The organism is Spirulina major PCC 6313 (genome assembly GCF_001890765.1).
GTDB lineage: Bacteria > Cyanobacteriota > Cyanobacteriia > Cyanobacteriales > Spirulinaceae > Spirulina > Spirulina major.
The window spans coordinates 1,975,507-2,002,072 of sequence record NZ_KV878783.1; the positions used below are offsets into that span (position 1 = coordinate 1,975,507).

The following is a 26,566-nucleotide window of genomic DNA, read 5'->3' on the forward strand; positions in this document are numbered from 1 at the left end:
GTGCTAGTCTGCCTGCCCACAGTCCTTAGGATCGGGGTCGGTGAGCCAGGGGCCGAAGTCTTCGACAAAGCGATCGCTCAAAATCGAAGCGCGAATCTGTTGGGTAAAGCGCACCAACTCCGTCACGTTGTGGAGCGAGAGCAAAATATAGGCCAGCATTTCCTTCGCCTTCACCAAATGGTTGAGATAGGCACGGCTGAAGGTGGTGCAACAATAGCAGGGACAGGTGGGATCAAGGGGAGTGAAGTCTTCCCGGAATTGGGCGTTTTTTAAATTCAGCCGCTCACCCTGCACCATCGCCGTCCCATGGCGACCGAAGCGAGTGGGAATCACGCAATCAAAGAGGTCAATCCCAGCGGCGATCGCTCGCACCATCTCCCGGTAGGTTCCCATTCCCATCAGGTAGCGGGGCTTATGGGCCGGCAAAATCGGGGTCGTCGCTTCCACCACGGGATACATCAATTCTGGCGGCTCCCCCACACTCACCCCGCCGATCGCATAGCCCGGCAGATCCAACGCCACCAACTGCTGCGCCGCCTCAATCCGTAAGTCTGGGTAGATCCCGCCTTGGACAATACCGAACAGGGCTTGATCCTGGGGACGCTCATGGGCTGCGATCGATCGCTCCAGCCATCGAAACGTCCGCTGCGTCGCCGCCTCCACTGCTTCACGGGTGGCAGGATAGGGCGGGCATTCATCAAAGGCCATAATCACATCCGCCCCCAAGGCGTTTTGAATTTGGATCGACTTTTCGGGGGTGAAGTGAATTTTGCGACCATCGCGGGGGGATTGAAACGTGACCCCATCTTCCGTTAACTTGCGCAGCTTACTGAGGCTAAAGACTTGAAATCCGCCCGAATCCGTCAGAATCGGTTGCTGCCACCCCATAAACTGATGTAGCCCACCGGCCGCCTGCACCAGGGCCTCGCCGGGTTGGAGATGGAGGTGGTAGGTGTTCGCCAAGATCATTTGGGCTTGGGTTGCTTCGACCTGGGCGGGGGTCAACCCTTTGATCGTGCCCACGGTTCCCACGGGCATGAATCGCGGCGTTTCGACAATGCCGTGGGGGGTCTGAAACGTGGCGGCTCGGGCCTGGGTTTGGGAGCAGGTCGCATCAATGTGAAACTGAAAGGCGCTCGCAACTGGACTACTCATGCGCCTTGGCACAGGCGCGATCGCACCCCTCTAAAACGGACAATCATCATCATCAATCTGGACATCCCACTTCGCCGACAACACTTCACTGAGCATAGCCTCTAGGGCCGCTTCGTCCAAATTTTGGGCGGTTACGTCTTCTTGCAGGGGATTGTTCAAGGGGACTAAACGGAGCAGACGATTGTCTTGGACTAAATCGTAATAGGTTTCGTAGTTGGGCGATTGATGCAGGTGTAAATAATCGAAACTTTGCACATTTAGATAGATGCCATGATTGGCGACTAACGTTGCTTGCTGAGGGTCTAGAAATACATCGAGCACGACTCCTTCTCCCTCACTTTGAACCTGATGATCGAGGGAGTGGATATAGCTCACTCGGTTTAAAGCCGCAAGTAAGCGACGCATATCGTCTTTATTCACCACAATGCCATTATCGACAATGCAAGGAGCAGGAAGAGAGTGGGGGAGTTGATTATGACTCATGAGAAAACGCCGTTGATGCGGACGGATGCGGTGGAGGAGATGCCAATCAACAATGCCTTGGCAAGGAAACGGTAACGCTTTACCTTACACAAGCCGTTGACTTGGCAATCACAAACTTTCAATAAAAAGGTAAACGGGTTACTGACGGTTTAAACCCATAATGACAGGATACTCGGCATCCTGAGTTTAGGTTAAACTATCTACCCTTGGATTAATCTTAACCCAAGATTTTAATTTGTCTCCGTTTTTGTTGGCGATGCCCCTAAATGTAAACAATGACCAAAGATAGACCCGTAAATTTTCGGATTCAGGATGTTCAAAAAATTTTTCTGGTCGTTCAGTAGTGCTCTTGTTTTTTATACACGCCTCCCCTTGCCCCCCCATTGGCCCCTCCGGTTTGAGCGGATTGCTCGCTGGGCTCCGCTGATTGGAATCGTTTTGGGCTGGGGATTAGGGGCGATTGATTGGGGGCTGATGCAGGGGGGATTGTCGTCGCTGTTGCGGGCGATCGCGCTCGCCCTCCTTTGGGTGTGGTGGACGGGGGGACTGCACCTCGATGGGGCGATGGATACGGCGGATGGCTTGGCGGTGCTCGACCCGGAGCGGCGCTTGGCAGTGATGCGCGACAGTGCGGCGGGGGCCTTTGGGGTGATGGCGGCGATCGCCATTCTCGCCCTCAAGACGGCCGCTTTGGTTGAGTTTGCTAACCCTGGTTTTGCGATCGCAGCGGTGGCGGGCTGGGGGCGTTGGGGCCAAGGGGTGGCGATCGCGGCCTATCCCTATCTGCGCCCCACGGGGAAAGGTGCAATCCATAAAACTCACCAAAAATTGCCCCAAGATGTGCTCCTGGGCCTGGTGTGTCTCCTGAGTCTCGCGGCATTGCATATATCTCTGCACAGAGAAAAATACATCATCATTCTCCTCGGCCATGGCTTCCTCGCCGTGCTCACCGTGGGCATTGGCTCCTGGTTGGCGCGGCAGTTTCAGGGCCATACCGGCGATACCTATGGCGCGGTGGTGGAATGGACTGAGGCCTTGGGGTTGGTGGGGTTAACGATGCTGTGGACGTGAGCCGTTGGGGATCTGGAATGGGGATCAATCGCCGAGGAGGATGGTTCGGATGCGATCGCGCCAGGTTTTTTTCTGCTTGGGGTGCGATCGCTGTTCCTGAAAGGTAACTGTTGGGGGGGGTAAAATACCCTGTTGGATTAAATGATGTTGCTGCCAACGCAGCCCGATCAACGTGGCAACATAGACCATATAGCCCGGCTCTTCCATCTGAGTAAAAATCAACCCAAACATTAACGGACAGAACAACAAAAATCGCGATAAATCATCAAAACAAAGGTACTTCCACACCACCCACCAAATATACAAAAACGCGAATAACCCCAACCAACCCACATCCCCCCAAATCCCCGCCCAGCCAAAAAACGGGCTAAACATACTCGATTGATCCCCCAGCCAACTCTGCCCCGCCGCTACCCACGTTTCTTGACTCGCAGGATGGACTGTTGAGCCTAACGGTGATAACAGACTTTCATAGGCCGCTAGCATCCAGCCCCCCAAACGCCCCACACTATGCCCCGGCCCAATACCAAGCCAAGGATGCCACCAATCAGTGTGATAGCCGGAAACAATTCTAATCGCCGCTGTTTTTAACAGTGTTGCTTCACCGTTGGGGCCGTAAATTTCCGGTCGCATCCAGGTGTTGAAGGCTCGAAATGCTTCTAGATTTTGCATACACCACCAAAATCCCGACCCTAGCAATGCCCCACCAATGACGAATTTAATGGCTTCGAGCAGATTATTGAATTTGGTGAGCAGTAAACAACCTCCTGCCATCCCCAAGGATAAAAGGACTTGTTTAGCATCGGCCATATTCATGTGCCAAAAGGTTAAGGCCATGACCAATACTCTGGCCCACAGGGGGATTTTTTGAGCATCGACACAGTAGTAAATCCCAAAGGTGAGGGCCACTGAAGCCCCCACCACATGACCCGCTCCTCCTCCAACAAACACGCCTTTAATGTTGTCTTCTAGTCCGGGTTTATGGTGGAGTTGAAAGACATAGTGCTGGGCATAGGCAAAGAGGGTATTAAGGGCGGCGCAGCCGACGAGAAAGGCACGGAGCGTGTAGAATTTTTCTGCGGTTAAGGGGATACAAATGAGGGTGAGAAGGAAGAGAAAATGCTCGCCAAAAAATAAAAAGTTCATCACTGCGTTGATGATGCCAGCATCGTTGAGCAGCGCACTACAAAAGTTAACCCAGAGAAAGAGCAGGATGGCGATGAGAAGATGATAGGTGATTTTAATCTGGGTGCGGTTTTTAACCCGTGCTTTGCGGAGGGCGAGGAAGCAAACGAGGGGAATGATGCCCAAGTGGGCGAGGTTGATCACGGAGGGGAATTTGATCAGGGTTAAGGCGCGAACGAGAAAGGCGGAGCTAAAAGATAGGGCAACGAGGGGGATTAGGGGGATGTAAACGCTGCCTTCTGGTTTGGAGAAGCGTGATTGTGGAATGTATCCCATGGGACGGCGGGTGATGAGGTCGTGGGATGAACAATGGAGGGGGTCAGGTGGGGCGGGTGATGCCCGCAAACGAGAGCGGTCGTGGAATTTGAGGTCGTGCGATCGCCCTCGATTCTCTGGCTACACCTTAACGAATGGCGGGGGCAGCGGCGAGGACTTGGTGGTAGATGTCCATGAGGCGGGCATAGTTTTGGGGGGCGGTGTATTTGGTTTCGTATTCGTGGCGCACGGTGTGGCGCATGGCGGCGAGTTTGTCCGGCTGTTGGAGGACGGATTGAACGACGCGGGCGAGGTCTTGGGGATCACCGGGTTGAAAGTGGAAGCCGGTGTGATTGTGGGTGACGAGTTCCGCGATCGCGCCAATCTTAGCCGCAATCACGGGGGTTCCTTTGGCAAAGGCTTCAACGGCAACGCGCCCAAAGGTTTCGTACCACTGGGACGGAAAAACTAAAAACCGGGCTTCTCCCATCAGGTGATGGACTTCTGGCATGGCTTTACGCCCTAACCATTCCACGGCGGGGTTGGTGGCAGCGATCGCTTTCACCTGCTCCGCCAGCGGGCCATCCCCAACAATTTTCAACGGGATCGGAGTTTGCAACTGTTGCCAAGCCGTCAGCAACGTATCCAGCCCCTTTTCCACCGAAAGCCGCCCCACAAAAAGGGCGTACCCCCCAGCACCACTGCCCACCCCCGGATCAGGATGGACAAAATTCGGCTTCGTGACAATTTTGTCCGGGGGAAATCCCCCTTCGATAAACTTTTGCCGAGCAAATTCGGTGAGGGTGATGTAGATGGAAACTTGTTTTGACCATGTTTTCAGGGCGCGATGGGCCACCAACATACTCGCGGTAACGGTGGTGGCAAGGCGACTTTCACGATAGCAGGCATGGATAATACCGGGATAGGGGATCGGTTTGTGGAGACAATCTTCACAGACACGACCTGCACGAAAAAAGAGGCCATTGGGGCAGAGCAGGCGGTAGTTTCGCAGGGTTTGAACGATGGGAATTTTTAACGATTGAGCCGCGTAGTAAATGGAGGGGGAAATGATGGGAAAAAAGTTTTGAACGTGGATTAAGTCGGGGTGATGGGTGGTGATGTATTGTTGAATTTCGCGATAACTTTGGCGCGACCAAATTGTTTTTTGCGAAATTTTGAAACCACTCAAGTTTTTGATCTCATCGTTGTGTTTTTTATAGACCCCGACGGTATGATTCATTTCTCGCAGCATATTTTCTTCGGCTTCACTGGAAACATCTTCTCCTCCGCGTACTTGGTAGTAGTTGTGAACCGAAAGGATATGCATTGTAAATGACTCCACATTTTAACGATTAAATCGGGTTTATTGAACCACCGGTTTGCAGCCCCAGTGGGCCAGGCCAATGGCGAGCCAGTAGGACAGACTCAAGAGGATCAACCACCCCCCAAAACGAATGAGGGAGACTTGCCACAGGTTGAGGCTGAGTTCTGCGAAGAGAGGGCGTGCTAGCACTGAAAAAAATTTATTCCCAATGCCATTAATGCAGTAAATGCCGAGGCTATACCGGGAAAGTTGGCGGATGAGGGTGACGGCCCAGGGGGGGAGGGAATGGGGGGTGAGGTTGAGGCAACAGAGGAGGAGCAGCAGAGGACTGAGGCTGGCGGTGATCAGGGCGTATTCAAAGGGGTAGAGGTTGGCAAAGCCGGGTTGAGTGAGGAGGTAGAATTCTAGGCTGGCGGCGATCGCATACCCCAACAGCCCTGCAATTTTAATCTGTGGCGTGAGGCGACGGGACCAGGTGAGCAGTTGATCCCAATGGGTGTAGCAAAAATGGCCGAGGCCGAGGTAAAGCAGCCAGTAGAGGATCAGGGGGCGTTGAAGGGTGGTGAGGATGGTTAGGGCCTGGGCAGAGGCGGGATGGGTTTGTGTCCAGAGGAGACCGTGAACCCCGATAAAGACTAACCCTTGCAGTAGGGCGAGGCTGGGGAGGGTGAGGGGATGCCGGAAGAGGGAACGCAGGAGGGGATAGAGGAGGGTGAGTTGCAGGAGGATGAGCAGGTAGTCGGAGCCGATGAAGATCGTGCCGGTGAGGGTTTCTTGGGCAATGTCGCGGCGGGTGTTGTCGGTGGCGATCGCTTCGAGGAGGATCGCGATCGCAAACCAAAACCCCACAGGCTTCAACAGCCGCCAGATCCGGAACTTAAGGTGCTCCAGGGGGGAACGGTGGGGCACGGAGTGCAGGCGATGTTCAAAGAGGATAAACGAGAGGGTGAGGAACATCGGCACACAAAAGCGGAGGGGCGCGATCAGAATCAATTCCGAGATGGCGACGGCTCCGTAGGCGTTGATCGGGGCAAAGAGGGCATGGTAGTAAACAACCGCGCTGATGCTGATCGCACGGAGCAGGTCAATGCTGAAGTGGCGATCGCCAGTTTGCCATGCTTGGGGTACAGAAGAGGTCATGGTGCAACGGCTACGAGATCATGAATTACGATGGGGATAGGGTGCGATCGCCCAACGCATAGCGTGTCACACGAGCCAGAAACTCCCCCGCTGCCGCTGGGTCATACTGTGCCATATAGTCCTGCGCCTGTTGCCCGATCTGCTGCCGGGCCATCGGATTTTTGATCAATTGCTCCATCAACTGCGCCAACTGGGTCGGATTGCGCGGATCAAACCCATAGCCGGTCACACCATCTTCAATCAATTCCACCGCCCCCGCCTGCCGAGAACAGAGCACCGGCTTACCCAACACCATCGCCTCCGACACCACCACCCCCCAGGTATCTTCGAGGGTGGGTAACACAAACACATCCGCCCGCCGGAAAAAGGCCCCCACTTCGTCGTAGGTCACTTTCCCCACCCATTGCACCAACTCGCTTAATCCTTCGGCATCACAGCGGGCCATCAATGCCGCCCGTTGCGGCCCATCCCCCACCACTAACAGCCGAAACCCGGTGATCTGTCTGGCTTTCAGTTGACCACAGGCATCGAGGAGAAAGTTTAAGCCTTTGCGGGGGTCAACGCTACCAACAAAGAGGAAAACGGGGCGGGTGAGGGTTGACCAATCCAGGGGGTGCTCGGTGGTGCTGGCGGCGAGGGCTTGGGCGTTGGGGACTTCGTAGGGTTGGTTGAAGACTTTGGCGGGGTCGGCGTTGAGGGTGTCGAGGAGGTAGCGGCGGCCGGCTTGACTGTTGGTGATGCAGGCATCGGCGAGGCGCACCATTTGCCGCCGGACGGTGAGGCGCACGGGGGAATGGAGATAGTCTACGCCGGGGGAACTGCCTTCGTAGGCAATGACTAAACGCCAACGGCCAAGGGGTTTAAAGAGAAGCGCGAGAATGGTCCAAATCCCGAAGGAGTTTGAGAAAATGACGTGGGGTTTGTAGGCGAAAAGGTAGTTAACGATGCTGGGGGAGAGGGCGGTGTAGTTGGAGCCGTAGCTTTCGGTGGATTTTTGCAGGGCGACAATTTTGCGATCGCCCACCACTTCCACGCTTAATTTATCCTCATAGCCATAGGCATATCCCCGCCACCACGCCGTAAAAATCTTCAGTTGAGGAAACTGGCGGCTTAATTCGTAAAGGGACGGATGCCAGTAGAAAAAGGCAGAATTGAGCAGCCAGGCAACGCGGGTTAATTGGGGGTTCAGGGTCATGGTATTGGTGTCACAGCAATCACTGGCCAAAAAGGCGCGAAAACTCGGCTTGACCCCTAGGGGATGGGCCGATCGCGATTTTCCACTTCAGTATAATGTGCGTGGCTCGTGGGAGCACGTTTAGGCTTGGGGGGCAGATGGCGCGATTACGCGATCGCCGTCTCCGGTGCCATCGTCGGTTGATCCTGCAACGCGGGCCGCAAACAAACATACAACAGCGGGCCAAACAGAGGAACCAACGCCACCGCCCAAAAGATCGCCCGATGCTCCAGACCCCGCCGCGCCATATCATCCCCTAGCAACGCCGTAATCAAGCCCGACAGCATCAGAAAATCCAAACTCATCACATGGATAAAGCGGGAAGTTTGCCATTGGGTGACAAAATTTCCCCAATCCCCAGCGGTGATGCCCCAGGCGACGAGAGCCACTGATCCCGCCAGGAGACCCACCCCCAGCCAGCGCGAATCATGAAGCCGTAACCACCAGCCCACCGGCCCCGCAAATCCCGGATTCGGCCGACGCAGCGCCAAATAGGGCAAAATCGCAAACGCTCCCGTCGCGAAGCTCACCACCGCAAACAGCGCCGCCGGTAGCCGTTGCCCCCGCCCATCGCTATACATAAACATCAAGTACAGGAACGGCCAAATCCCCATCAAGTTAAACAGCGCGAGGATCGCCGGGTTAATGCCGTCCCATGCACCGGTGCTCATGTTCACAATTAAATCCAAAGTCTCCGGCTGATCTGGGGGTGCGAGCACCGTCGCATAGCCCAAAAACGCCACCCACAGCAAGCCAAATCCTAAGCGAAATCGCAGCATTAGCACATCATCCTTAATAAACAGCCATTTCCTTGATGTTGCTCAGCATGGGCTGAACTCTGGCCATTCATTGTAGAAAGGGACTCCTCAGCAAAGCAAGGTTAGAGCCTGAGGTGCGATCGCCCAGATGATGCCTTAAACCGCTGCGGACTGTTTAAAGATGAGGCGATCGCCCTCGGCATCCACATGAATTGTGTCACCGAGATTATATTGACCCCGGAGGATTTCTTTAGCGATCGCTGTTTCTAAATACCGCTGCACCGCCCGCTTCAACGGTCGCGCCCCATAGACCGGGTCATAGCCCTTATCTGCCAGATAATCCAGTGCCGCTTCGGACAAATTGAGAGCTAATTTTTGCTCACCCAACCGTTGATTGAGTCGCTCAATTTGCAGCGTCACAATTTTGCGTAGTTGGGACTTCATCAAGTTCCGGAAAATAATGATTTCATCAATCCGGTTGAGAAATTCCGGGCGAAAACTTGACCGCATCGCATCCATCACCCGACTGCGCATTGATTCATACTGATCATCGGATTCATCAAAGGCAAAATCCAGAATAAATTGCGACCCAATATTACTCGTCATGATGATAATTGTATTGCGAAAATCCACCGTTCGCCCCTGGGAATCCGTCAGCCGCCCATCATCTAAGATCTGCAACATCACATTAAACACATCCGCGTGGGCCTTCTCAATTTCATCAAACAGAATGACCGAATAGGGACGGCGGCGAATCGCTTCGGTTAGCTGTCCCCCCTGTTCATAGCCCACATAGCCCGGAGGCGCACCCATCAACCGCGAAACACTATGTTTCTCCATATATTCCGACATATCAATCCGCACCATCGCATCGGTCGTATCAAATAAATTGTGAGCCAATGCTTTGGCTAATTCGGTTTTTCCCACCCCCGTAGGCCCGAGAAAAATGAAGCTGGCGATCGGTCGATGGGGATCAGCCAGGCCAGCCCGCGATCGCTGAATCGCACCCGCCACCGCCGTCACCGCTTCATCCTGGCCAATCACCTTTTCATGAAGTTCATCTTCAAGATGGAGGAGCTTTTCTTTCTCCGATTCCACCAATTTACTGATCGGAATTCCCGTCCATTTAGAAATAATTTCGGCAATGTCAGACTCTAAAACCTCTTCTCGTAACAAAGATTTCCCAGTGGTTTGAATTTCGGTTAAACGCTGCTCAATAGCCTGTGCATCTCGTTGTAAGCTAATCAGGGTTCCATGCCGTAATTCTGAGGCACGTCCGAGATCATAATCACGTTCAGCTTGTTGAAGTTCAACATTAACTTGATCAATGCTTTCTTTGATCGTTTGTAACTTATCAATAACTTCTTTCTCCGAAGTCCATTGAGCATTCAGTCGGGATTGATCTTCTTTGAGATTGGCAAGTTCTTGATCAAGATTTTGGAGTCGTTCTTGAGAAAGTAGATCATCTTCGCGCCGTAGCGAGAGTTTTTCCATCTCCAGTTGCAGAATTTTTCGATCAACTTCATCCAATTCCTCAGGCTTCGAGGTAATTTCCATTTTGAGCTTTGCCGCCGCTTCATCGACAAGATCAATGGCTTTATCTGGCAAGAAGCGATCGCTAATATAGCGGTTTGATAACGTTGCCGCTGCCACTAGGGCATTATCAGCAATTTTTACCCCATGATGCACCTCATAACGCTCTTTTAAGCCCCGCAAAATCGAAATCGTATCCACTTCACTCGGCTCATTCACCATCACCTCTTGAAACCGCCGTTCAAGGGCCGCATCTTTCTCAATATATTGCCGATATTCATCCAGCGTCGTCGCCCCAATACAGCGCAATTCACCCCGCGCCAACATTGGTTTCAAAAGGTTTCCCGCATCCATCGCCCCCTGGGTTGCACCCGCCCCCACCACCGTATGAATTTCATCAATAAACAGGACAATTTGACCGTTGGATTCGGTCACTTCTTTTAAAACTGCTTTTAAGCGTTCTTCAAATTCCCCCCGATATTTCGCCCCGGCAATTAATGCCCCCATATCTAGGGCCACGACCTGCCGATCTTTGAGGGAATCCGGTACATCCCGGTTCACAATCCGCTGGGCGAGACCTTCGGCGATCGCGGTTTTTCCTACCCCTGGCTCACCAATTAACACCGGATTATTCTTCGTCCGCCGAGACAAAATTTGAATCGTGCGGCGAATTTCATCATCCCGACCAATCACCGGATCGAGCTTTCCCGCCCGTGCTAATTCCGTCAGTTCCCGACCATATTTTTCCAACGATTCATACTTACCTTCAGGGTTTTGATCAGTCACAGTTTGATTGCCTCGAATACGTTTAATAATATCGGTCAGTTTTGCTTCATTCAGCCCAAACTCTTGGAGCAACTGCCGCCCAAAGCGATCATCTTTGGCATAGCCTAAAACTAAATGCTCGACGGAAATGTAGTCATCTCCAAGATTTTTACGATACTGTTCTGCGCGATCGAGTAATGTATCTAAACTCCGGCCAAGATAAACCGAATCACTGACTTGGTTCAGTTTGGGCTGATTCTTGATAAATGTCGAGGTGCGATCGTTGAGGTGTTGTAAACTCACCCCTGCTTTTGTAAATATGCTAATCGCGAGACTATTATCATCCAGCAAAGCCTTGAAAAGGTGCTCACTTTCCAATTGCTGCTGATAACTTTGCTTCACAATTTCCGGCGTTTTTACAATCGCAGCCCATGCTTTTTCGGTAAATTGATTAGGATTGGTGGGTTGCATAGGATATTCATTTAATGTAAGGCGAATATGCTTATTATTTTAAGGCGTTGGAGGCCTGCCCTGGTTTAGGGATTATCCCCCTTGAGTCGGTAGGGTTTTCCCGATGGGCGCGTTTCCCCGTAGATTTGGTTGGGGGCTTGCTCTACAGTAGGGTTAAGACCCCTTGGATTGAGGAGTAAGACCAATGCGATCGCCCCTTCGGTTATGGACAGTGGCAGACTACCTGGAAGCTGAAGCCGCCAGCAACATCCGCCATGAGTATGTGAGTGGCTATGTATTCGCCATGGCCGGAGCAAGCGAAGCCCACAACCTGATCGCGTGCAATTTTGTCGCCCAACTCCGGCCCCATTTGCGTGGCAGCACTTGTCGCGTTTTCGTATCTGATATGAAGGTAAAAATCCAGGATGATATTTTTTACTACCCAGATCTCCTCGTCACCTGCAACCCCCAGGATAATCAGCCCTATTTCAAAACTCAACCGACGTTAATCATTGAAGTTCTCTCAAAAACGACTGAGACGACGGATCGGCGTGAAAAGCTGATGCACTATCAAACCCTAGAGAGTTTACAGGAATATGTATTAGTATCCCAGAACTGTATTGAAGTGGAAGTCTATCGTCGCCAAGCTTCGGGCTTTTGGACAGTGGAAGTGCTGAAGGCAGATCACAATTTACATTTAGTGTCTGTAGATTTGAAGCTGACAATGGCAGAGATTTATGAGGATGTTCGGTGGTAGTGCGGGGGGGAACCTAAGCCCACTCCTCTGCCAACCCCAATCGGTGACAATGTCCACTAAAACAAAGCCCCCTCAATCACGAGGGAGCTTTGTTCAGTTAGTTAGGACATTAGGTTATTAAACCCAGAAATCTTAACCGTTAATCGCAGGAGCGGTCAAAGCCACAGGCGCAGACTCAGCAGAAGCCAAATCTAAGGGGAAGTTGTGGGCATTGCGTTCGTGCATCACTTCAAAACCGAGGTTAGCGCGGTTCAGGATGTCCGCCCAGGTATTGATGACGCGACCTTGAGAATCGAGCACCGATTGGTTGAAGTTGAACCCGTTCAGGTTGAATGCCATCGTGGACACACCCAAGGCGGTGAACCAAATCCCAATCACGGGCCATGCACCTAAGAAGAAGTGCAGAGCGCGGGAGTTGTTGAAGGAAGCGTATTGGAAGATGAGACGACCGAAGTAGCCGTGGGCTGCAACGATGTTGTAGGTTTCTTCTTCTTGTCCGAATTTGTAGCCGTAGTTTTGGCTTTCGATTTCGGTGGTTTCCCGCACCAAGGAAGAGGTGACGAGGGAACCGTGCATGGCGGAGAACAAAGCACCACCGAAGACACCAGCCACACCGAGCATGTGGAAGGGGTGCATCAGGATGTTGTGTTCGGCTTGGAACACGAGCATGAAGTTAAAGGTTCCGGAGATACCCAAAGGCATACCGTCGGAGAAGGACCCTTGACCCATGGGGTAGATGAGGAACACTGCGGATGCGGCGGAGACGGGTGCAGAGTATGCAACACAAATCCAAGGACGCATGCCGAGGCGGTAGCTCAATTCCCACTGACGACCCATGTAGCAGAAGATGCCGATCAGGAAGTGGAAAATGACGAGCTGGTAGGGACCACCGTTGTACAGCCACTCATCGAGGGAAGCAGCTTCCCAGATCGGGTAGAAGTGCAAGCCGATGGCGTTTGAGGAAGGCACAACAGCACCGGAGATGATGTTGTTGCCGTAGAGGAGAGAACCGGCCACGGGTTCACGGATGCCGTCAATGTCCACGGGGGGAGCAGCGATGAAAGCGATGATGAAGCAGGTGGTGGCGGTCAAGAGGGTGGGGATCATCAAGACACCAAACCAGCCCACGTAGAGGCGGTTGTTGGTGCTGGTGACCCATTGGCAAAAGCGTTCCCAGATGGAGCCGCTTTGTTGTGCCTGAATGGTTGTGGTCATGGTTAGATAATTGCGAGAAAGGTATGTATGGGGGAAGTTGTTTCCCTTGGGTACAACAATAGCAAGAAAGTTAAGGAATGTAAAGTGTTTGTAACAATTGGGGATGTCCGTACTCAGTTTGGGGGGCGATCGCACCCCTACCCAATCACCCTAACCCAAACCCCATCCTGCTTCACAGGAATCTGAAGCGAACCTTAAATCCGTTTGTTACAACCTGAGAATCAGAAAAGCCCCCACCCCCCCGATCCCTAGCTCCCAGAGAAAGAGCGATCGCATCCAGGCCAACGCCTGATCAATAACATCAGAGGTAATCGGGTGAATCGGGTCGCCGAGTAACGGTTTTGGACGGAGTTCGCCCCGATAGGTATTTAAGCCCCCCAACTGCACCCCCAAGGCTGCGGCATAGGCGCATTCGCTCCAACCGGAATTCGGGCTGGGGTCTTGGGGAGCATCACGACGGCAGAGGGTGAGGACGTGGCGGGGGTGGCGGGACAGGAGGGCGATCAGGAGGACGGTGAGGCGACAGGGGAGCCAGGTTAAGCGGTCTTCGAGTTGGGCACTGAACCAGCCGAGATCATGGAAAGGGTCGCGACGATAGCCGATCATTGAGTCGAGGGTGCTGGCGGCTTTGTAGGCGATCGCCAAAGGCAGCGGCCCAATCCCCAACCAAAGACCCGCGATCGCATAAAAGAGCGGCGCGGTCACGCCGTCGGTGGTGTTTTCGGCAATGGTTTCTAAAACAGCGCGGCGCATTTCCCCGGCATCCAGTTGATCGGTGTCGCGGCCCACGTAGCGGCTCAGTTGGTGGCGGGCTTGGTCGAGATCGCCGGATGCGAGGGGTTCGAGCACGTCCAACGCCGCCCAGCGTAAACCCCGTGCGGCGAAACAACTGGCGAGGAGAATTACCTGAGCGATCGCCCCGAACACCGGATGCAGTCGCGCCCCCCATTCTGGAATTGCCCAGCCCAACCCGCCACACCCACTGATTAATCCCAACCCCAACACCACGCCCCCCAATTGACGCGGCCAACCGGGTGCTAAACGGAGGATGAGGGACTGCGATCGCCCAATCACCCAGCCCATCCCCTGCACCGGGTGAGGCCAAGCCCAGGGATCACCAATGGCATAGTCCAACCCCGCCGCCGCACAGAGGATCAGAAAATCAGTCAAGAGGGGATCAACCATAGCGCACCGGATCGCGAAAAGAGCATCAACGTCTCCCTATTTAACCCTGTGGGGGCGTTGATGCCTGCGGTTTTCAGGTGCGGGGCCGTGCTAAGGGCGTTGGGACATCGGGCGGGAGAGGGGCGGCGGCCGGTGCAGTGGGCAAGAAGGTGCGATCGCGTCCGGGTGGAGTCGGTTCCGTGGCCACCACATCTTCACTGCCATTAATCACCCCGCCAAAAATCGGAATTTCCGCATCGAGCAACTGTTCCAACATCATCCCCAAGGGTTTTTTCTGGGTCACCCCAGGCCGCGTCGTGATCACCATGCCATCGGTGAGGGGTTGGAGCAGCAGCGCATCGTTGCAATGGTCGAGGGGGGGCGTGTCGAGAATCACCAAATCATACCGCACCCGCGCATCTTGGAGGAGGCGCAGTAGTTCGCTGGATTCGAGGAGCATCGCAGCATTGCGTTGGGGGCCCGCGCTGGGGATGACGTAGAGATTGGCCACATCCGGAGCGAGGACGGTACAGGACTGGGCTGCCCCATAGTAGCTGAGAGGTTCCGCCACGGCATCGAGATCCACCGCCAAGTTAAGGGAGGACACGCGGGAGCGCGATCGCAAATCTGCCTCAATTAACAACGTGCGCTGACCGGCGTGGGCCGATGCGATCGCCAAATTATACGATGTCAGACTTTTGCCCTCGTTTTCCTCCACACTGGTCATCAACACCACCTTGCCCTGCGGCCCTGCCACGCGGCGTAGCGTACTCCGAAACCGCTCATATTGATCCCCATACACCGCATTCGATCCCTGGATCAGCGGCAGATCTTCCGGGTAGGGGGGAGCATTCAAGATCGGCAATTCCCCCAGCACCAGCACATCGCGATCGCCAAACACCGCCCGAATCTCACCTGCCGTATACAGATGCGGGTCAAGAATTCCCAACACCAAAATCACCCCCGCCCCGGCCAAGATCGCCACCACAACCCCCGCACTCATGATAATCAGCGGGCCCGGCGGCGGTGAATAGGTACTCGGCACCAATTGCGCTAGGGGCGGCTGGGCGATCGTTAAACTGCCCACCGCTTCCGCCTCTGCCGATTGGGCATCCACTAACTTCGCTTGGAGAAAATCGTGAAAATTTTTCTTCAGGGTTAACTGTTGTTGGAGTCGCTCTTTATCCAATTGTTGATTGGGGAACCGTTCATAATCGCGGCGCAGTTGTTGTTCCGTCTGTTGAGCGAGGGTTAACTGTTTTGTCAAACCGTCTTTTTGGGTTTGCAGATTTACCAACTGATTGGCCAACTGTTGGCGCGTCACATCTAAACTGCTGTCGCGACGAATTTCACTGACTTGGGCCCGAAACACGCCATCCGTCCCCACCACTTCATCGGCCCGCTCTCGCAGCAGTTGGTCAAAGGTGGCCTTTTGTTTGAGTAAGTCCGCCATGATCGGATGTTCCGGGCGGAGTTCGCGCGATCGCAACGCCAACTGCGTTTCCACCTGCAAAATCTGCGCCCGCAAATTCGCAATAATCGGATCAGCACTCAACGCTGATGCCAACGCCGCCTGGGACGGGTTTAACCCCAATTGCCCCACAATGCTATCAATCTGCGCCGTCACCCCTTCGAGTTGAAACCGCAGATCCCGCTGTTGCTGCTGGCTAGTACTGATCGCCGTGAATAAGCTTCCATCCTGGGCCGCCACCAATGATGACCCCTGCCGACTCATAAATTGATAAAACTGCTGTTCTGCGGTTTGTAACTCCTCTTTCGCCCCTGCCAGCCGAATTTCTAGCGCCGCAATCTGGGCCCGCAAGCGAGACGTATTCACCGTTCGGCTTTGAGCAACCATCGCCTCTAGCAAGAGTTCCAAGGCCCGCACAGCCCGCTCTTCTCGATTATCAGTGAACTTGATTTGAATAATCGGCGGATCGTTCTCTTTCTTCGGGAGCTTGATCTCAACCTTTTTGACAAAGCGCTCAATGTTCTTGATGTCCAATTCAGTGACCACATCAAACACCACCTGCTCCGTCAGCAAGGATTCTGGGCTACTGATGGAGGTGCGTCCCTGTTCAAACAACGTTCGGCCGGTTTCTGTGGCGGTGGGGGGCGGGTTGCTGTAGGTTAAGGTTGCCGCCGCCGCATATTCAGGATTGGGGGGTGGTTTGGGCGGTAACAGGGCCACCACCGTTGCCAAGCCCAAGACAAAGCCACTGGTTGCCACACCCAAGAGTTTATTCCGATCCAAACTGACTTGAAACCGTTTCACAAGAGGGGAGGTCATGGGTCTTTTGCACAGGACGAAGGAACCGCATCTTAATCCTAGCGGCCCCAAGGCAGAAATGCGATCCTGTTTCCGACGGATTGATCACCCGGAGGGGTAGGGGGGGCGGGTTGCTGGCAGGGTGAGGATGGCGGGGGATTTGGGGAAGCGGCGATCGCGCTAAAATCAGGCCGCATCCTGTGAGATTTTCAAGAACACACTATGACCGACACCATTTTATTAGCCGTCAATGGCACGCTGATGCGAGGTTTAGAACTTAATGGCAATCTCCTCGCAGTCAATGCCACCTTTGTCCGCGAAACGACAACGGAACCCTGTTACCGCCTTTGGACGATTGGCGATCGCCATCCTGCCATGCAGCGCGTTGCCCAAGGGGGCGTTGCGGTAGCCGTCGAACTGTGGGCCGTTCCTGCCGCTGGGATTGCACAGATTTTGCAGCAGGAACCCCCAGGATTATCTGTGGGAAAGGTGCGCCTCGTGGATGGTGAAGAGGTGTTAGGCGTAGTGGGAGAAGCGATCTGCTGTGAGCAGGGACGGGAGATTACGGAATACGGGGGATGGCGTGCCTATTGTGCCGCTCGCACCTAGCACCGCCTGGGCGATCGCGGGGACAGTCTACCCCCAATTAGCAATAGGCGCTGATGTCTTCATTGCATTCATCGGCTAAGTAACAGAGAGCGCGGAACCGGAGTTCCATCAATTCGGGGTAGAGGGGGTTGAGTTTGCACAAAGGCGGGATTTGTGCGACTTTGCGGCCTAAGATCCGGATTTCACGGGCGAAGGGGCATTGATTGGGGATTACGGTACAGAGGCGGCGGGCCATGGTTGCGTTGGCGATCGCCATACTCTGAAGCCAAGTGCGCACGGGTTGCAAGGGTGCAAAGCGAGGGTGGGATGATGGTAACGAGTGGGTTGAGTTCAACATAATTCAGCCTCTAACAAACGTGAATGAATTCCGTGCAGTGCATTGGTTTGCTGCGTTGTTCATACTATATCTATAATTTCAGAGAATATAAAGACCCATTAAATATAAATAAACTTTATCAAAGATAATCAAACCTAATTCCTGCACCAAGCTGCCAATTTTGCGATCAGGGCAATGAGCTAGAAGCTCGCACTACAGAGGATTCCCGGAAGGAGTGCGAGCCTCTGGCTCACCCACACCCGATCCGGTATGGGTGAGGTATCACAGCATTAAGGGCGGGGACTGGTGGAGCAGGTGCTTCATCGCCACGGCATCAAAGGTTTCCGCAAAGAGGGGGCCATGGACAAAATCACAATTCAACTCCCGCAAAATTTCCACCTGTTGGGCGGTGGTGACATGGGAGGCGATCACATCAAGGTGAAACTGATGGGCCAAAATAATCAAAATGCGGAGGGTTTCGCGGGTTTCCCCTGGGTCGCCAAGCTCTTGAATTAAAACGGGGTCGAGCTTAAAGCTCTGGATGGGTGACTGTTGTAAACGATGCAAACTCGTATGACTCGTGCCAAATTCCGTAATGCAGAGGCGAATATTGCGATCGCGCAGGGCGGTTAACTGCTCATGCCATCCTGCTGTCTGATGCTCCCAAAACCCATCGGTCACGGCCAACCGAAGCTGACTCGGCTTCACCTGGGTTTGCGCACAAATGGTGTCGAGCTGCTTTAAAAACTCAGGATGACCATATTGCCGCGCCGAACAATGGATATGGACAAAAATATCGGTGGTTAATTCCCACTGTTGCAGATGCTCACAGACGGTGGAGATCATCCAGTGGGTCATCGCCAACCATTGGCCCGTTTCCTCCACCTGTTGCCAATGCTCAAGGGCCGGAATCAAACCCTGCTGCGGGTGATGCCAATAGAGCAAGGCATCTAGACCCTGAATCATCCCAGTTTTCAGGTTAATAATGGGCTGATAGTGCAGTTGGAAGAGTTGAGCTTCAATGGCTTGGCGGAGTTCCGTTTCCAACTTCATTTGACTCATGGCTTTGTCGTGCATCGTGGGCGTGAACAGTTCATACCGACCTTTGCCCCGTGCTTTGGCTTGGTAGAGGGCGGTATCCGCATCGCGCAGGAGTTCTTCTGCCGTTTGCCCTTCCCATTCCGTTTCCGACACGTTGAGATTACCACTGAGCACAATCCCAATGCTGGCCCCGGTGAAGACTTGATAGCCGTTGAGATCAAACGGGGCGCGGAGGGCGGTTTCAATGCGCTCGGCGATGCGGGTGGCGGTGTTGATGTCTTCGATCGCATCGAGCAAAATCGTAAATTCATCGCCGCCGAGTCGGGCCACAATGTCATCGGTGCGTAAACAGTCTTCAATGCGGCGAGCAATGGCGATCAGGAGTTGATCCCCCACCAAATGCCCCAAGCTGTCGTTAACCACTTTGAAGCGATCGAGGTCTAAGAATAAGACCGCAAAATGATACAGTTCGCTATCAACATCGGCCGCAGAGGTTTGGCTACGGGCGATCGCTTCATTGAGGCGCAGTTGAAACAAAGCCCGGTTGGGCAATTGGGTGAGGGGGTCATAAAAGGCGCGGCGATGCAGTTCGGCTTCGACGGCTTTCTGGTTGGTAATGTCCATCACCATCCCTTCGTAGCGGAGAATATTCCCCCGTTCATCCCGCACGGCCCGCGCATTTTCTGAAATCCAAATCACCGTGCCATCTTTGCGGTAGACCTGGGATTCAAACCCAATCACGACCCCCTGTTTTTGCATCACATCTTGAAATTCTTCCCGCTGCTGGGGGTCAACGTAAAGCTGATGGCCGATGTCGGTGAGGGAACTGATTAACTCCATTGGGGAAGGGTAGCCATAGATGCGGGCCAAGGCGGGGTTGGCGCTGAGGTAGATGCCATCGGGGGAGGTCTGGAAGATCCCTTCGAGGGCATTTTCAAAAATACTGCGATAGTTTTGTTCGGCTTCGGCGAGGGCCTGTTGGGCGAGTTTGGTGGTGGTGATGTCGCGGGCCACCCAGACGACGGTATGTTCACGGGTGGGGGATACGGTGGCGACAAACCAGATGGAGCGATCGCCCATGTTCAAACAATATTCCAGATCGTGTAAGGTCTCACCGGTGGCGAGCACCTGATCGATGGTGCGGAGAAAGAGAGCGGCGAGGTCGGGGGGGAAAATATCGGTGATCGACTGTCCGAGTAAGACATCGGCGGGGCGGTAGAGCAAGGCGGTATTGGTGGGGGCTATTTTTAAATATGTTCCATCGGCGCTGAGCACGAGGATTAGATCGGTCATGGCCGCAAAGAGGGCTTCGAGTTCCCCTAGGTGGGTTTGGCGTTCGGCTTCGGCGGCTTTCCAAAGGGTGATGTCCCGCGCCACCCAAATGACACGATCGCAGTCGAGGGGTGAAATGTTGGCGGCAAACCAGCGGTTTTGACCGGCGTGGCTGAGGGTGAGTTCGAGATCCACTTGGGGGGTTTGGTGGGTGAGGACGAAGGCGATCGCTGCTTGGTGCGCGGCGATTTGGGGGGCGTTGAGGAGGGTGGCAACGGGGGCGGTGGGGGGAGTGCCGAGGGGCGCAAAGAAGGGGGTTAAGGTGGGGGGAATCTGCGATCGCAAGCAGCGCCCCTGGCGATCAAACACACAGATCACATCACTCATCGCCGACATCAAAACCCGCTGCTCGGTTTCCGAATTGCGTAACGCCCGTTCCATCTGGTGGCGATCGTTAATATCGGTGATTAGCCCCTCAATCATCCCCAACTCGCCCGCCTCATCATAGACCCCATGGCCCCGCTCCCACACCCAACGCTCTTCCCCCGTTTTGGTGATGATCCGATATTCCAGGTTGTAGCGTTTCCGTTGGGCTAAGGCCCGGCGAATCGCCTGGAGAATCCGCGTGCGATCGTCGGGGTGGATCAACTCATTAAACGAATGAAACCCACTGGCAATTAATTCAGCACTGGTGTAGCCCGTGATGCCGTAACAGCCTTCACTGAGGTAGAGCATCGGCCAATCTACCTGGGCCGAAGCACGAAAAAAGACTCCCGGCAAGGCATCAATGAGGCTCGTCAGTTGGCGTTGGCTTTCTTGGAGGGCAAGCTGGGAGTGGAGCGCGTCGTCAATGGCCTGTTTGCGGCGAATCATGCCACTGAGTTGAGTGGCGATCGCATTAATCAGATCCAACAGGCGCGGGTCACGTAACCGCGCTTCCATCGTGAAAAACACCAGCACCGCCACCACCGTCCCCTCGGCAATAATCGGCACACCAAACCCCGATCGCAACCCACAACGCAGGGCGAGTTGCGATCGCACAAACGTCGGATCAAGGGACACATCCGGAAACCACTGGGGCTTCTCCAACTGCCAGACCCGCCCCGGTAACCCCACCCCCCGCGCAAACCGAAAATCCCCACTGTAAATGCGAAACTCCTGGGCATGGCGCAACGACGCACTCCGATACCAAGCCGGATGCAACTCCAACACCTGCCCCGACGGCCCCGGACACCACACCTCCCCCAACGCCCACCCCGTCGTCTCACAGACCCGCGCCAACACCCCCTGCAACGCCGTTTCTAAATCCGCCGCCTCGCCAATCATCTGGCTCAGTTCCTGCAACAGTTGGCGCTCCTCCTCCGCCCGCTTTTGGTCAGTGATCTCCGTGATTAACCCCTCGATCGCCACATTGCCCTGAGGAGTCACAACCCCATACCCCTGGTCACACACCCATTTTTGCTCTCCCGTGCGCGTCACCATGCGATAGTCCATCCGATAGGACACCTGCTGCTCTAACGCCGCCTCAAGCATCCGCTGCACTTGGACGCGATCCTCCGGATGGATCAAATCCCTCAACGTGATGCTGCGATCGTGGGTAAAATCTCGCGTCCGATACCCCGTCAACCCCTCTCCCCCCTCACTCATAAACTCCAGCCGTTGCGTCGTGAGACAGAGGCGATAGATCAAACCCGGCAGATGGTTCGTAATCGCCACCAAACGCCGTTGATTAGCCTGTAACGCCTGCTCAATCGCCCGTGGATACGTCGTATCCAAAAACGTCCCCAACACCAGATCTTCGCCCTGGTGCTGCAACAACTGTAACGACACCACCGCACATAACGAGTCTCCATCCGGCCGCCGCAATTCCAGTTCATAATTGGAGAGGAAATGACACTGCAACAACGCCTGCTGAATCACCTGCCAGGCACTGGGATTAAAATACATGTCCAAGTAAGTTTTAGTCTGGACAACCCCAAACACCTGATCAAAATGGTCATTACGATACAGCACCTCTCGGTCTGCCAGTCGCGCCACCAGCATCGGCACGGGCATCCCCAACAACAGCTTAAAAGCCAGATCCTCGTTTTGGGTGACGGCAATCTGGGTCGATGAATGTCCCTCTGATGCAAATAATGTATTCAAAGCAGCCAGACCCTGACTAAAAGGTTGCACAGTATTTCACGCCGTTCCGACTTAACCACCAGTGTAGTTCCAGAATGAATGATTTCAGCTTGAACAAGCAGAGAAGAGACAAACTGTAGAGTCACCATCAAGCTCCTGGCCTGATTGAACCGCAAAAAATTCTCCCTTGACTGTTAACCTTAATACAATTCTTCTTTCTGAACGTCAACCGATGCGAATGCTGTGGCCCTTTAATTCATCTCGATGGACTCCCTATCTTTTTTTATTTCCTGCCCTCTTTTTACTGACATTAACAGTCTTTTTTCCAGCCCTCCAAGCCTTTGCCCTCAGCTTTACCCGCTACGAATATGACATCACCCAAACCCCCGTATGGATCGGCTGGGAAAATTTTCAACGCTTGAGTCAAGATGCCGTTTTTTGGCAGACCCTAGGGAATACACTGATTTATCTGGTGGGGGTTGTGCCTGTCCTCGTGTTTTTACCGTTAGGACTAGCCATCTTGGTCAATCAGAAACTCAAGGGAATTCACTGGTTTCGGATGGCCTTCTACGCGCCAGTGGTGATTTCCATGGTAGTGGCTGGGATTGCCTGGAATGCCCTGTACTCATCTAATGGACTGCTCAATCAACTGCTGCAAGGCCTGGGATTTTCGAGCCAAATTCCTTGGTTAACGAGTCCAAATTGGTCAATCTGGAGTGTGATGGTGGTGACGGTTTGGAAAGGGTTGGGGTACTACATGGTGATCTATTTAGCCGGCTTACAAGGGATTCCCAATGATCTCTACGAAGCGGCTGCCTTGGATGGTTCAACAGGATTACGTCAGCATTGGGATATTACTGTACCTTTGATGCGGCCATACCTGGTTTTGGTGACGGTCATTTCTTCAATTTCGGCGATGAAAGTGTTTGAAGAAATCTACATCATGACCCAGGGAGGGCCGTTGAATAGCTCAAAAACGGTGGTGTATTACCTCTATGAACAGGCGTTTCAAAATTTGGAAATCAGCTATGCCTGTACGATTGGTTTAGTCTTGTTTTTGGTAATTTTTAGCCTATCTTTAGTGAATTTGAAAATTTCCCAGGGCCGCGAGTCTTGGCAGAATGTGCAGCGTTAGGGGGTGAAAGTCCCAGGGAGAATTGGGGGCTAGGACGTGTGGACATTTCATCTGAGCCAAATTGTGGATTGCCTCCAAGTAGGCAAACGTAATTTCTCAACAGTTTTTCATGACGAGTAAAGATTCGTCGGAATCGCTTGATTTTCTTGATTTTATTGAAAAAGCAGTCCACTAAGTAGGTAAGCTCAATACAGGGATGGGCGCGGACGGTTGTGCTGTCTGAGTACAGGACAAACGTTGAAATGTACGGCGGCATCTTGATTTTGATGGGGTGGGAGCATCCTGCTCCCTATTTTGTCTGAGTCCTAGCGGGGGTGGGAGCATCCTGCTCCCTATTTTGTCTGAGTCCTAGCGGGCAAGATGCCCGCACGACAGACTATGGATTTTTAGGGAGCGTGTTGAGTTTTGCCATTGTTCCATCCAACCTACGAAATCATCAGGGTTTCAGCCAAAGCCTGATTTTTTGTCCTGTATTCAGGTGCTGTCTATGTTCAGAGTCTCCCAGTCGATTAGCTTAGCGATCGCATGACTTACTTTTTGCCAGATTCCTTTGCGACTCCACCGATTGAGTGGCTACTCTGACAACCCATCGATTCATTCCTTAAAACGTCAACACGTCCTAGCCCTTTGTCCATGTGCGTCTGGTGGTGCTCCGGTTCGGAAATTACGAGGGGCGCACCGAGGGAGAAAATTGATACCGTTAGGAAAAGGGCAGAAGATCCCCACGATCGCACACTGCTCGTACTGATTTGGGAGGTTCCTATGGTGCAATTTTTAGTCACGTGGTTAGTTTCAGCGGCAGCGGTGCTTTTAACCGTGTGGTTGATTCCCGGTTTGAGCATGGCGGGGTTGACCTCTGCGTTGATTGCGGCTCCGGTGTTTGGGATTGTGAATGCAGTGGTGAAGCCGATTTTGGTGTTGTTCACCCTGCCGCTGACGGTGCTGTCGTTGGGTTTGTTTTTGCTGGTGGTGAATGCGATCGCCTTTGGTTTAGTGGGTTATCTCACCCCCGGCTTTACCGTGGCGGGCTTTTTCCCGGCGCTCTTCGGGTCCCTGGCGCTCTCGTTTATTTCCAGTTTGTTGAATAGTCTGCTGCAATCCGACGACGAAACCGCCCTCACCTCACGCTAAGGGCCGCAGGGTTAACCGAATCGTGTAGTCAAAGGCTTTCGGCTGACCTTGATCCAACGTTGGATTGAATTGCCAGGTTTCAATAATTTTGGCCGCTACGGCTCCCGCCTGTGACGGTGTTAGCGATCCCGCTAGCACCGTTGTTTTGTCGGGCAAAACTTCGGCGCGTCCTGTGGCATCGATAATCACCACCACATCCAAAATAAGCGGCTCGGTCAAGGTTAACCCCAACGGCGCGAGATATTGCGCGATCGCTAATTTTTTTTCCGCCGTACGCACCGTGGCAAGCTGATCCGGGACATCCCGCTGCACCGTTTCCCCGTAGGCATTGGTAAAACTGGGTAGCGTCGGATTGGCTGCGATCGCCATAAATTCCGTCGCGTCAGCAGTCCCCCCATTGCCCGGACTCACTCCCTCATTAGTCCCCGGTGGCGGCGGTAACACGGGGGGCGAGGGTCGGGGGGATGGGGATGGATTCGGGGATGGGGATGGATTTGGGGATGGGGATGGGGATGGGGATGGGGATGGGGATGGACTGGGTGAGGGACTGGGTGAGGGATTCGGGGATGGGGATGGACTGGGTGAGGGACTGGGTGAGGGACTGGGTGAGGGATTTGGGGATGGGGATGGACTGGGTGAGGGACTGGGTGAGGGACTGGGTGAGGGATTTGGGGATGGATTGGGTGCAGTGGCGGGGGCTTGGGTTGCAGGTTCTACGGGAATGGGGGCCAGTTGGGGCGCAGCGGGAACGGGGCTATCGTAGAGGGTGACGGGTATCCAGTCCGGGGTAAGCAGACCCGTGGGCATGGCGATTTGGACGGCTGTGGACGGCAGAAACAACAGTAGCAACAGATGGCCACCCCCAGAGAGGACAATCAAAAACCACCAAAGGGCGGGGGGATCATGGCGGGGACTGCGATCGCTCATCCGTCGAAATTCTTCACGATGTGGACATCTTGCACTCCAGTGTAATCGTAGCGGATTAATCTCCGTCACCCTAGAGGCTGGTTTGCGCGACAGAATCAGCGATCGCACTTTTAAAATTGCTTCTTAACAATTAAGTTAGAAGTTCTGAGCGTGAATTAAATTTTCATCAAACCGTAATTTCATGCAGAGAATGGAACACTCATAAATCGCCGTTCACGGTCGGCTGCATAAGCAATACAGGCTTTTAAATCCTCTTGTGTCAAATCAGGAAAGTCATCGAGAATTTCTGCTTCGGTCATCTCGGACGCTAGATACTCCAGCACTTCATAAACCGTACGCAGGAGCAGGGATTATCTATTTCTTGATCAAATTTTCCCCTGCTAACGCACCCTACGAGATCAGCGATCGCCCTAACTAGACTCCGCAAACATGGATGGAAAATCCTGCCGTCCGCTGACAACTCTGAGAATTTCAATCCCATTGTTGAGAATTCTGTAAAAAATAATGTATTTCTCAAAAGATAGCCCTCGCAACCCAGGACGGATAGATTCATAGCTCTTTCCACTGTTTGGGAAGGCAACAAGTTGTTGACATTTGCGGTTAAATGCCTGAAAGAATCGCTCCCCCGCTTCAATACTATTTTCTGTAAAGTAGTCAGCAATTGCGTTGAGGTCTTGACTGGCAAGGACATTGATAACGTAGCGGCTCATGGCTGCTGTGCTTACTGGAACCGTTCCAGAATGCCGTTAACAAACGTTTCGCCATCCACTGGAGCGGTATGCTCTGAGGTTTCAACCGCTGCATCAATTTTGGCTCGAATGTCTTCAACCCATTCAGCTTCGGCGCGATCGTATTCATCCAATAGCCGTAATGCAATCTCCAATACTTCTTCGGCAGAGCGGTATTTACCTGTTTGCAGCTTGGTTTGAATAAAGCGTTCTTGGTCAGGTGTGAGATTAATGTTCATCACCATCCCAGAGTTGAGAAAGGGGCAAGGTTTCGCCTGCCATTGCCTGCTGCCAGGATCTCTGCAAACTTTCCGTAGAGAAGCCCGTATTGTATTCTGTGGGTTGAGTCTGTGTGTTTTGGGAATGAGTTTGCTGAATGATTTCAGAGAGGGCTTGCAGCAACTCTAGCTGTTCTGCTAACGAGAGCGATTGGGCAATCTGAATGGCTTGTGTAAGTTGACCTGTCATCGTTTATCCCTTCGTTTCTAATTACCTCATTATTGACTTTCAGCTACTTGCGCAAGG

The 26,566-nt window shown here is 53.4% G+C and carries 22 protein-coding genes and 1 pseudogene; 5 read left to right on the forward strand and 18 right to left on the reverse strand.

Translation table 11 applies throughout. The annotated features are described in order from the left end of the window. Positions 1-3 precede the first annotated feature (3 nt). Positions 4-1,155 (reverse strand): tRNA guanosine(34) transglycosylase Tgt, encoded by a 1,152-nt coding sequence (gene tgt / locus SPI6313_RS08565; protein ID WP_072620615.1) that lies wholly within the window; start codon positions 1,153-1,155, stop codon positions 4-6. Positions 1,156-1,185: 30 nt separating this feature from the next. Beyond that, positions 1,186-1,638, reverse strand: a complete 453-nt coding sequence (locus SPI6313_RS08570; protein WP_072620616.1) for a hypothetical protein — start codon at positions 1,636-1,638, stop codon at positions 1,186-1,188. A gap of 312 nt (positions 1,639-1,950) precedes the next feature. Here SPI6313_RS08570 and cobS point away from each other — a divergent pair, with 312 nt between their 5' ends. Then, positions 1,951-2,709 (forward strand): adenosylcobinamide-GDP ribazoletransferase, encoded by a 759-nt coding sequence (gene cobS / locus SPI6313_RS08575; RefSeq protein ID WP_072620617.1) that lies wholly within the window; start codon positions 1,951-1,953, stop codon positions 2,707-2,709. A gap of 24 nt (positions 2,710-2,733) precedes the next feature. Here cobS and SPI6313_RS08580 read toward each other — a convergent pair whose 3' ends face one another. From SPI6313_RS08580 to clpB, 6 genes are all read right to left on the reverse strand, one after another. Further along, positions 2,734-4,170 (reverse strand): hypothetical protein, encoded by a 1,437-nt coding sequence (locus SPI6313_RS08580; RefSeq protein ID WP_072620618.1) that lies wholly within the window; start codon positions 4,168-4,170, stop codon positions 2,734-2,736. A 127-nt stretch (positions 4,171-4,297) separates the two neighbouring features. Beyond that, on the reverse strand, positions 4,298-5,476 hold the full coding sequence (locus SPI6313_RS08585; RefSeq protein WP_072620619.1) for a glycosyltransferase: 1,179 nt from the start codon (positions 5,474-5,476) through the stop codon (positions 4,298-4,300). A 36-nt stretch (positions 5,477-5,512) separates the two neighbouring features. After that, the gene (locus SPI6313_RS08590) at positions 5,513-6,613 is read right to left on the reverse strand and encodes an acyltransferase family protein (protein ID WP_072620620.1); all 1,101 of its coding nucleotides are present in this window, start codon (positions 6,611-6,613) and stop codon (positions 5,513-5,515) included. A 25-nt stretch (positions 6,614-6,638) separates the two neighbouring features. Further along, on the reverse strand, positions 6,639-7,808 hold the full coding sequence (locus SPI6313_RS08595; protein WP_072620621.1) for a glycosyltransferase family 4 protein: 1,170 nt from the start codon (positions 7,806-7,808) through the stop codon (positions 6,639-6,641). A 146-nt stretch (positions 7,809-7,954) separates the two neighbouring features. Beyond that, positions 7,955-8,626: a DUF2834 domain-containing protein gene (locus SPI6313_RS08600; RefSeq protein ID WP_072620622.1), complete on the reverse strand. Its 672-nt coding sequence runs from the start codon at positions 8,624-8,626 to the stop codon at positions 7,955-7,957. Positions 8,627-8,761: 135 nt separating this feature from the next. After that, positions 8,762-11,374, reverse strand: a complete 2,613-nt coding sequence (clpB, locus tag SPI6313_RS08605) for an ATP-dependent chaperone ClpB (RefSeq protein ID WP_072620623.1) — start codon at positions 11,372-11,374, stop codon at positions 8,762-8,764. Positions 11,375-11,558: 184 nt separating this feature from the next. On the opposite strand from clpB, the gene SPI6313_RS08610 reads away from it, so the two are divergent. After that, the gene (locus SPI6313_RS08610; protein WP_072620624.1) at positions 11,559-12,110 is read left to right on the forward strand and encodes a Uma2 family endonuclease; all 552 of its coding nucleotides are present in this window, start codon (positions 11,559-11,561) and stop codon (positions 12,108-12,110) included. Positions 12,111-12,242: 132 nt separating this feature from the next. Here the strand turns inward: SPI6313_RS08610 and psbA are convergent, their stop codons facing one another. From psbA to SPI6313_RS08625, 3 genes are all read right to left on the reverse strand, one after another. After that, positions 12,243-13,325 (reverse strand): photosystem II q(b) protein, encoded by a 1,083-nt coding sequence (gene psbA, locus SPI6313_RS08615; RefSeq protein ID WP_072620625.1) that lies wholly within the window; start codon positions 13,323-13,325, stop codon positions 12,243-12,245. Positions 13,326-13,532: 207 nt separating this feature from the next. Further along, positions 13,533-14,510: an adenosylcobinamide-phosphate synthase CbiB gene (cbiB, locus tag SPI6313_RS08620; protein ID WP_072620626.1), complete on the reverse strand. Its 978-nt coding sequence runs from the start codon at positions 14,508-14,510 to the stop codon at positions 13,533-13,535. A gap of 73 nt (positions 14,511-14,583) precedes the next feature. Further along, positions 14,584-16,779: a GumC family protein gene (locus tag SPI6313_RS08625; protein ID WP_072620627.1), complete on the reverse strand. Its 2,196-nt coding sequence runs from the start codon at positions 16,777-16,779 to the stop codon at positions 14,584-14,586. 201 nt (positions 16,780-16,980) lie between these two features. On the opposite strand from SPI6313_RS08625, the gene SPI6313_RS08630 reads away from it, so the two are divergent. Next, the gene (locus SPI6313_RS08630; protein ID WP_072620628.1) at positions 16,981-17,367 is read left to right on the forward strand and encodes an allophanate hydrolase-related protein; all 387 of its coding nucleotides are present in this window, start codon (positions 16,981-16,983) and stop codon (positions 17,365-17,367) included. Positions 17,368-17,404: 37 nt separating this feature from the next. On the opposite strand, the gene SPI6313_RS08635 is transcribed toward SPI6313_RS08630, so the two are convergent. Continuing rightward, positions 17,405-17,704 carry a Mo-dependent nitrogenase C-terminal domain-containing protein gene (locus tag SPI6313_RS08635; RefSeq protein WP_072620629.1) on the reverse strand — a complete coding sequence of 100 codons (300 nt, stop codon included), beginning with the start codon at positions 17,702-17,704 and terminating at the stop codon, positions 17,405-17,407. A 261-nt stretch (positions 17,705-17,965) separates the two neighbouring features. Further along, positions 17,966-22,171: a PAS domain-containing protein gene (locus tag SPI6313_RS08640; protein ID WP_072620630.1), complete on the reverse strand. Its 4,206-nt coding sequence runs from the start codon at positions 22,169-22,171 to the stop codon at positions 17,966-17,968. A gap of 181 nt (positions 22,172-22,352) precedes the next feature. On the opposite strand from SPI6313_RS08640, the gene SPI6313_RS08645 reads away from it, so the two are divergent. Continuing rightward, positions 22,353-23,255: an ABC transporter permease subunit gene (locus SPI6313_RS08645; protein WP_072620631.1), complete on the forward strand. Its 903-nt coding sequence runs from the start codon at positions 22,353-22,355 to the stop codon at positions 23,253-23,255. A gap of 762 nt (positions 23,256-24,017) precedes the next feature. Then, on the forward strand, positions 24,018-24,386 hold the full coding sequence (locus tag SPI6313_RS08650) for a phage holin family protein (protein ID WP_072620632.1): 369 nt from the start codon (positions 24,018-24,020) through the stop codon (positions 24,384-24,386). Here SPI6313_RS08650 and SPI6313_RS23460 read toward each other — a convergent pair. The 5 genes and pseudogenes from SPI6313_RS23460 to SPI6313_RS08680 form a co-directional block, all read right to left on the reverse strand. Continuing rightward, on the reverse strand, positions 24,378-25,313 hold the full coding sequence (locus SPI6313_RS23460; RefSeq protein WP_175551107.1) for a hypothetical protein: 936 nt from the start codon (positions 25,311-25,313) through the stop codon (positions 24,378-24,380). The genes SPI6313_RS08650 and SPI6313_RS23460 overlap by 9 nt on opposite strands. 179 nt (positions 25,314-25,492) lie before the next feature. After that, a pseudogene (locus SPI6313_RS08665) lies at positions 25,493-25,648 on the reverse strand (DUF433 domain-containing protein); the annotation flags it as partial. A 75-nt stretch (positions 25,649-25,723) separates the two neighbouring features. Next, positions 25,724-26,023, reverse strand: a complete 300-nt coding sequence (locus tag SPI6313_RS08670; protein ID WP_072620636.1) for a type II toxin-antitoxin system RelE/ParE family toxin — start codon at positions 26,021-26,023, stop codon at positions 25,724-25,726. An 11-nt stretch (positions 26,024-26,034) separates the two neighbouring features. Beyond that, a complete protein-coding gene (locus SPI6313_RS08675; protein ID WP_072623064.1) occupies positions 26,035-26,280 on the reverse strand; it encodes a ribbon-helix-helix domain-containing protein in 246 nt (81 codons plus the stop codon). Further along, the gene (locus SPI6313_RS08680; protein ID WP_072620637.1) at positions 26,270-26,509 is read right to left on the reverse strand and encodes a hypothetical protein; all 240 of its coding nucleotides are present in this window, start codon (positions 26,507-26,509) and stop codon (positions 26,270-26,272) included. The genes SPI6313_RS08675 and SPI6313_RS08680 overlap by 11 nt, the downstream gene beginning before the upstream one ends. Positions 26,510-26,566: the final 57 nt, after the last annotated feature.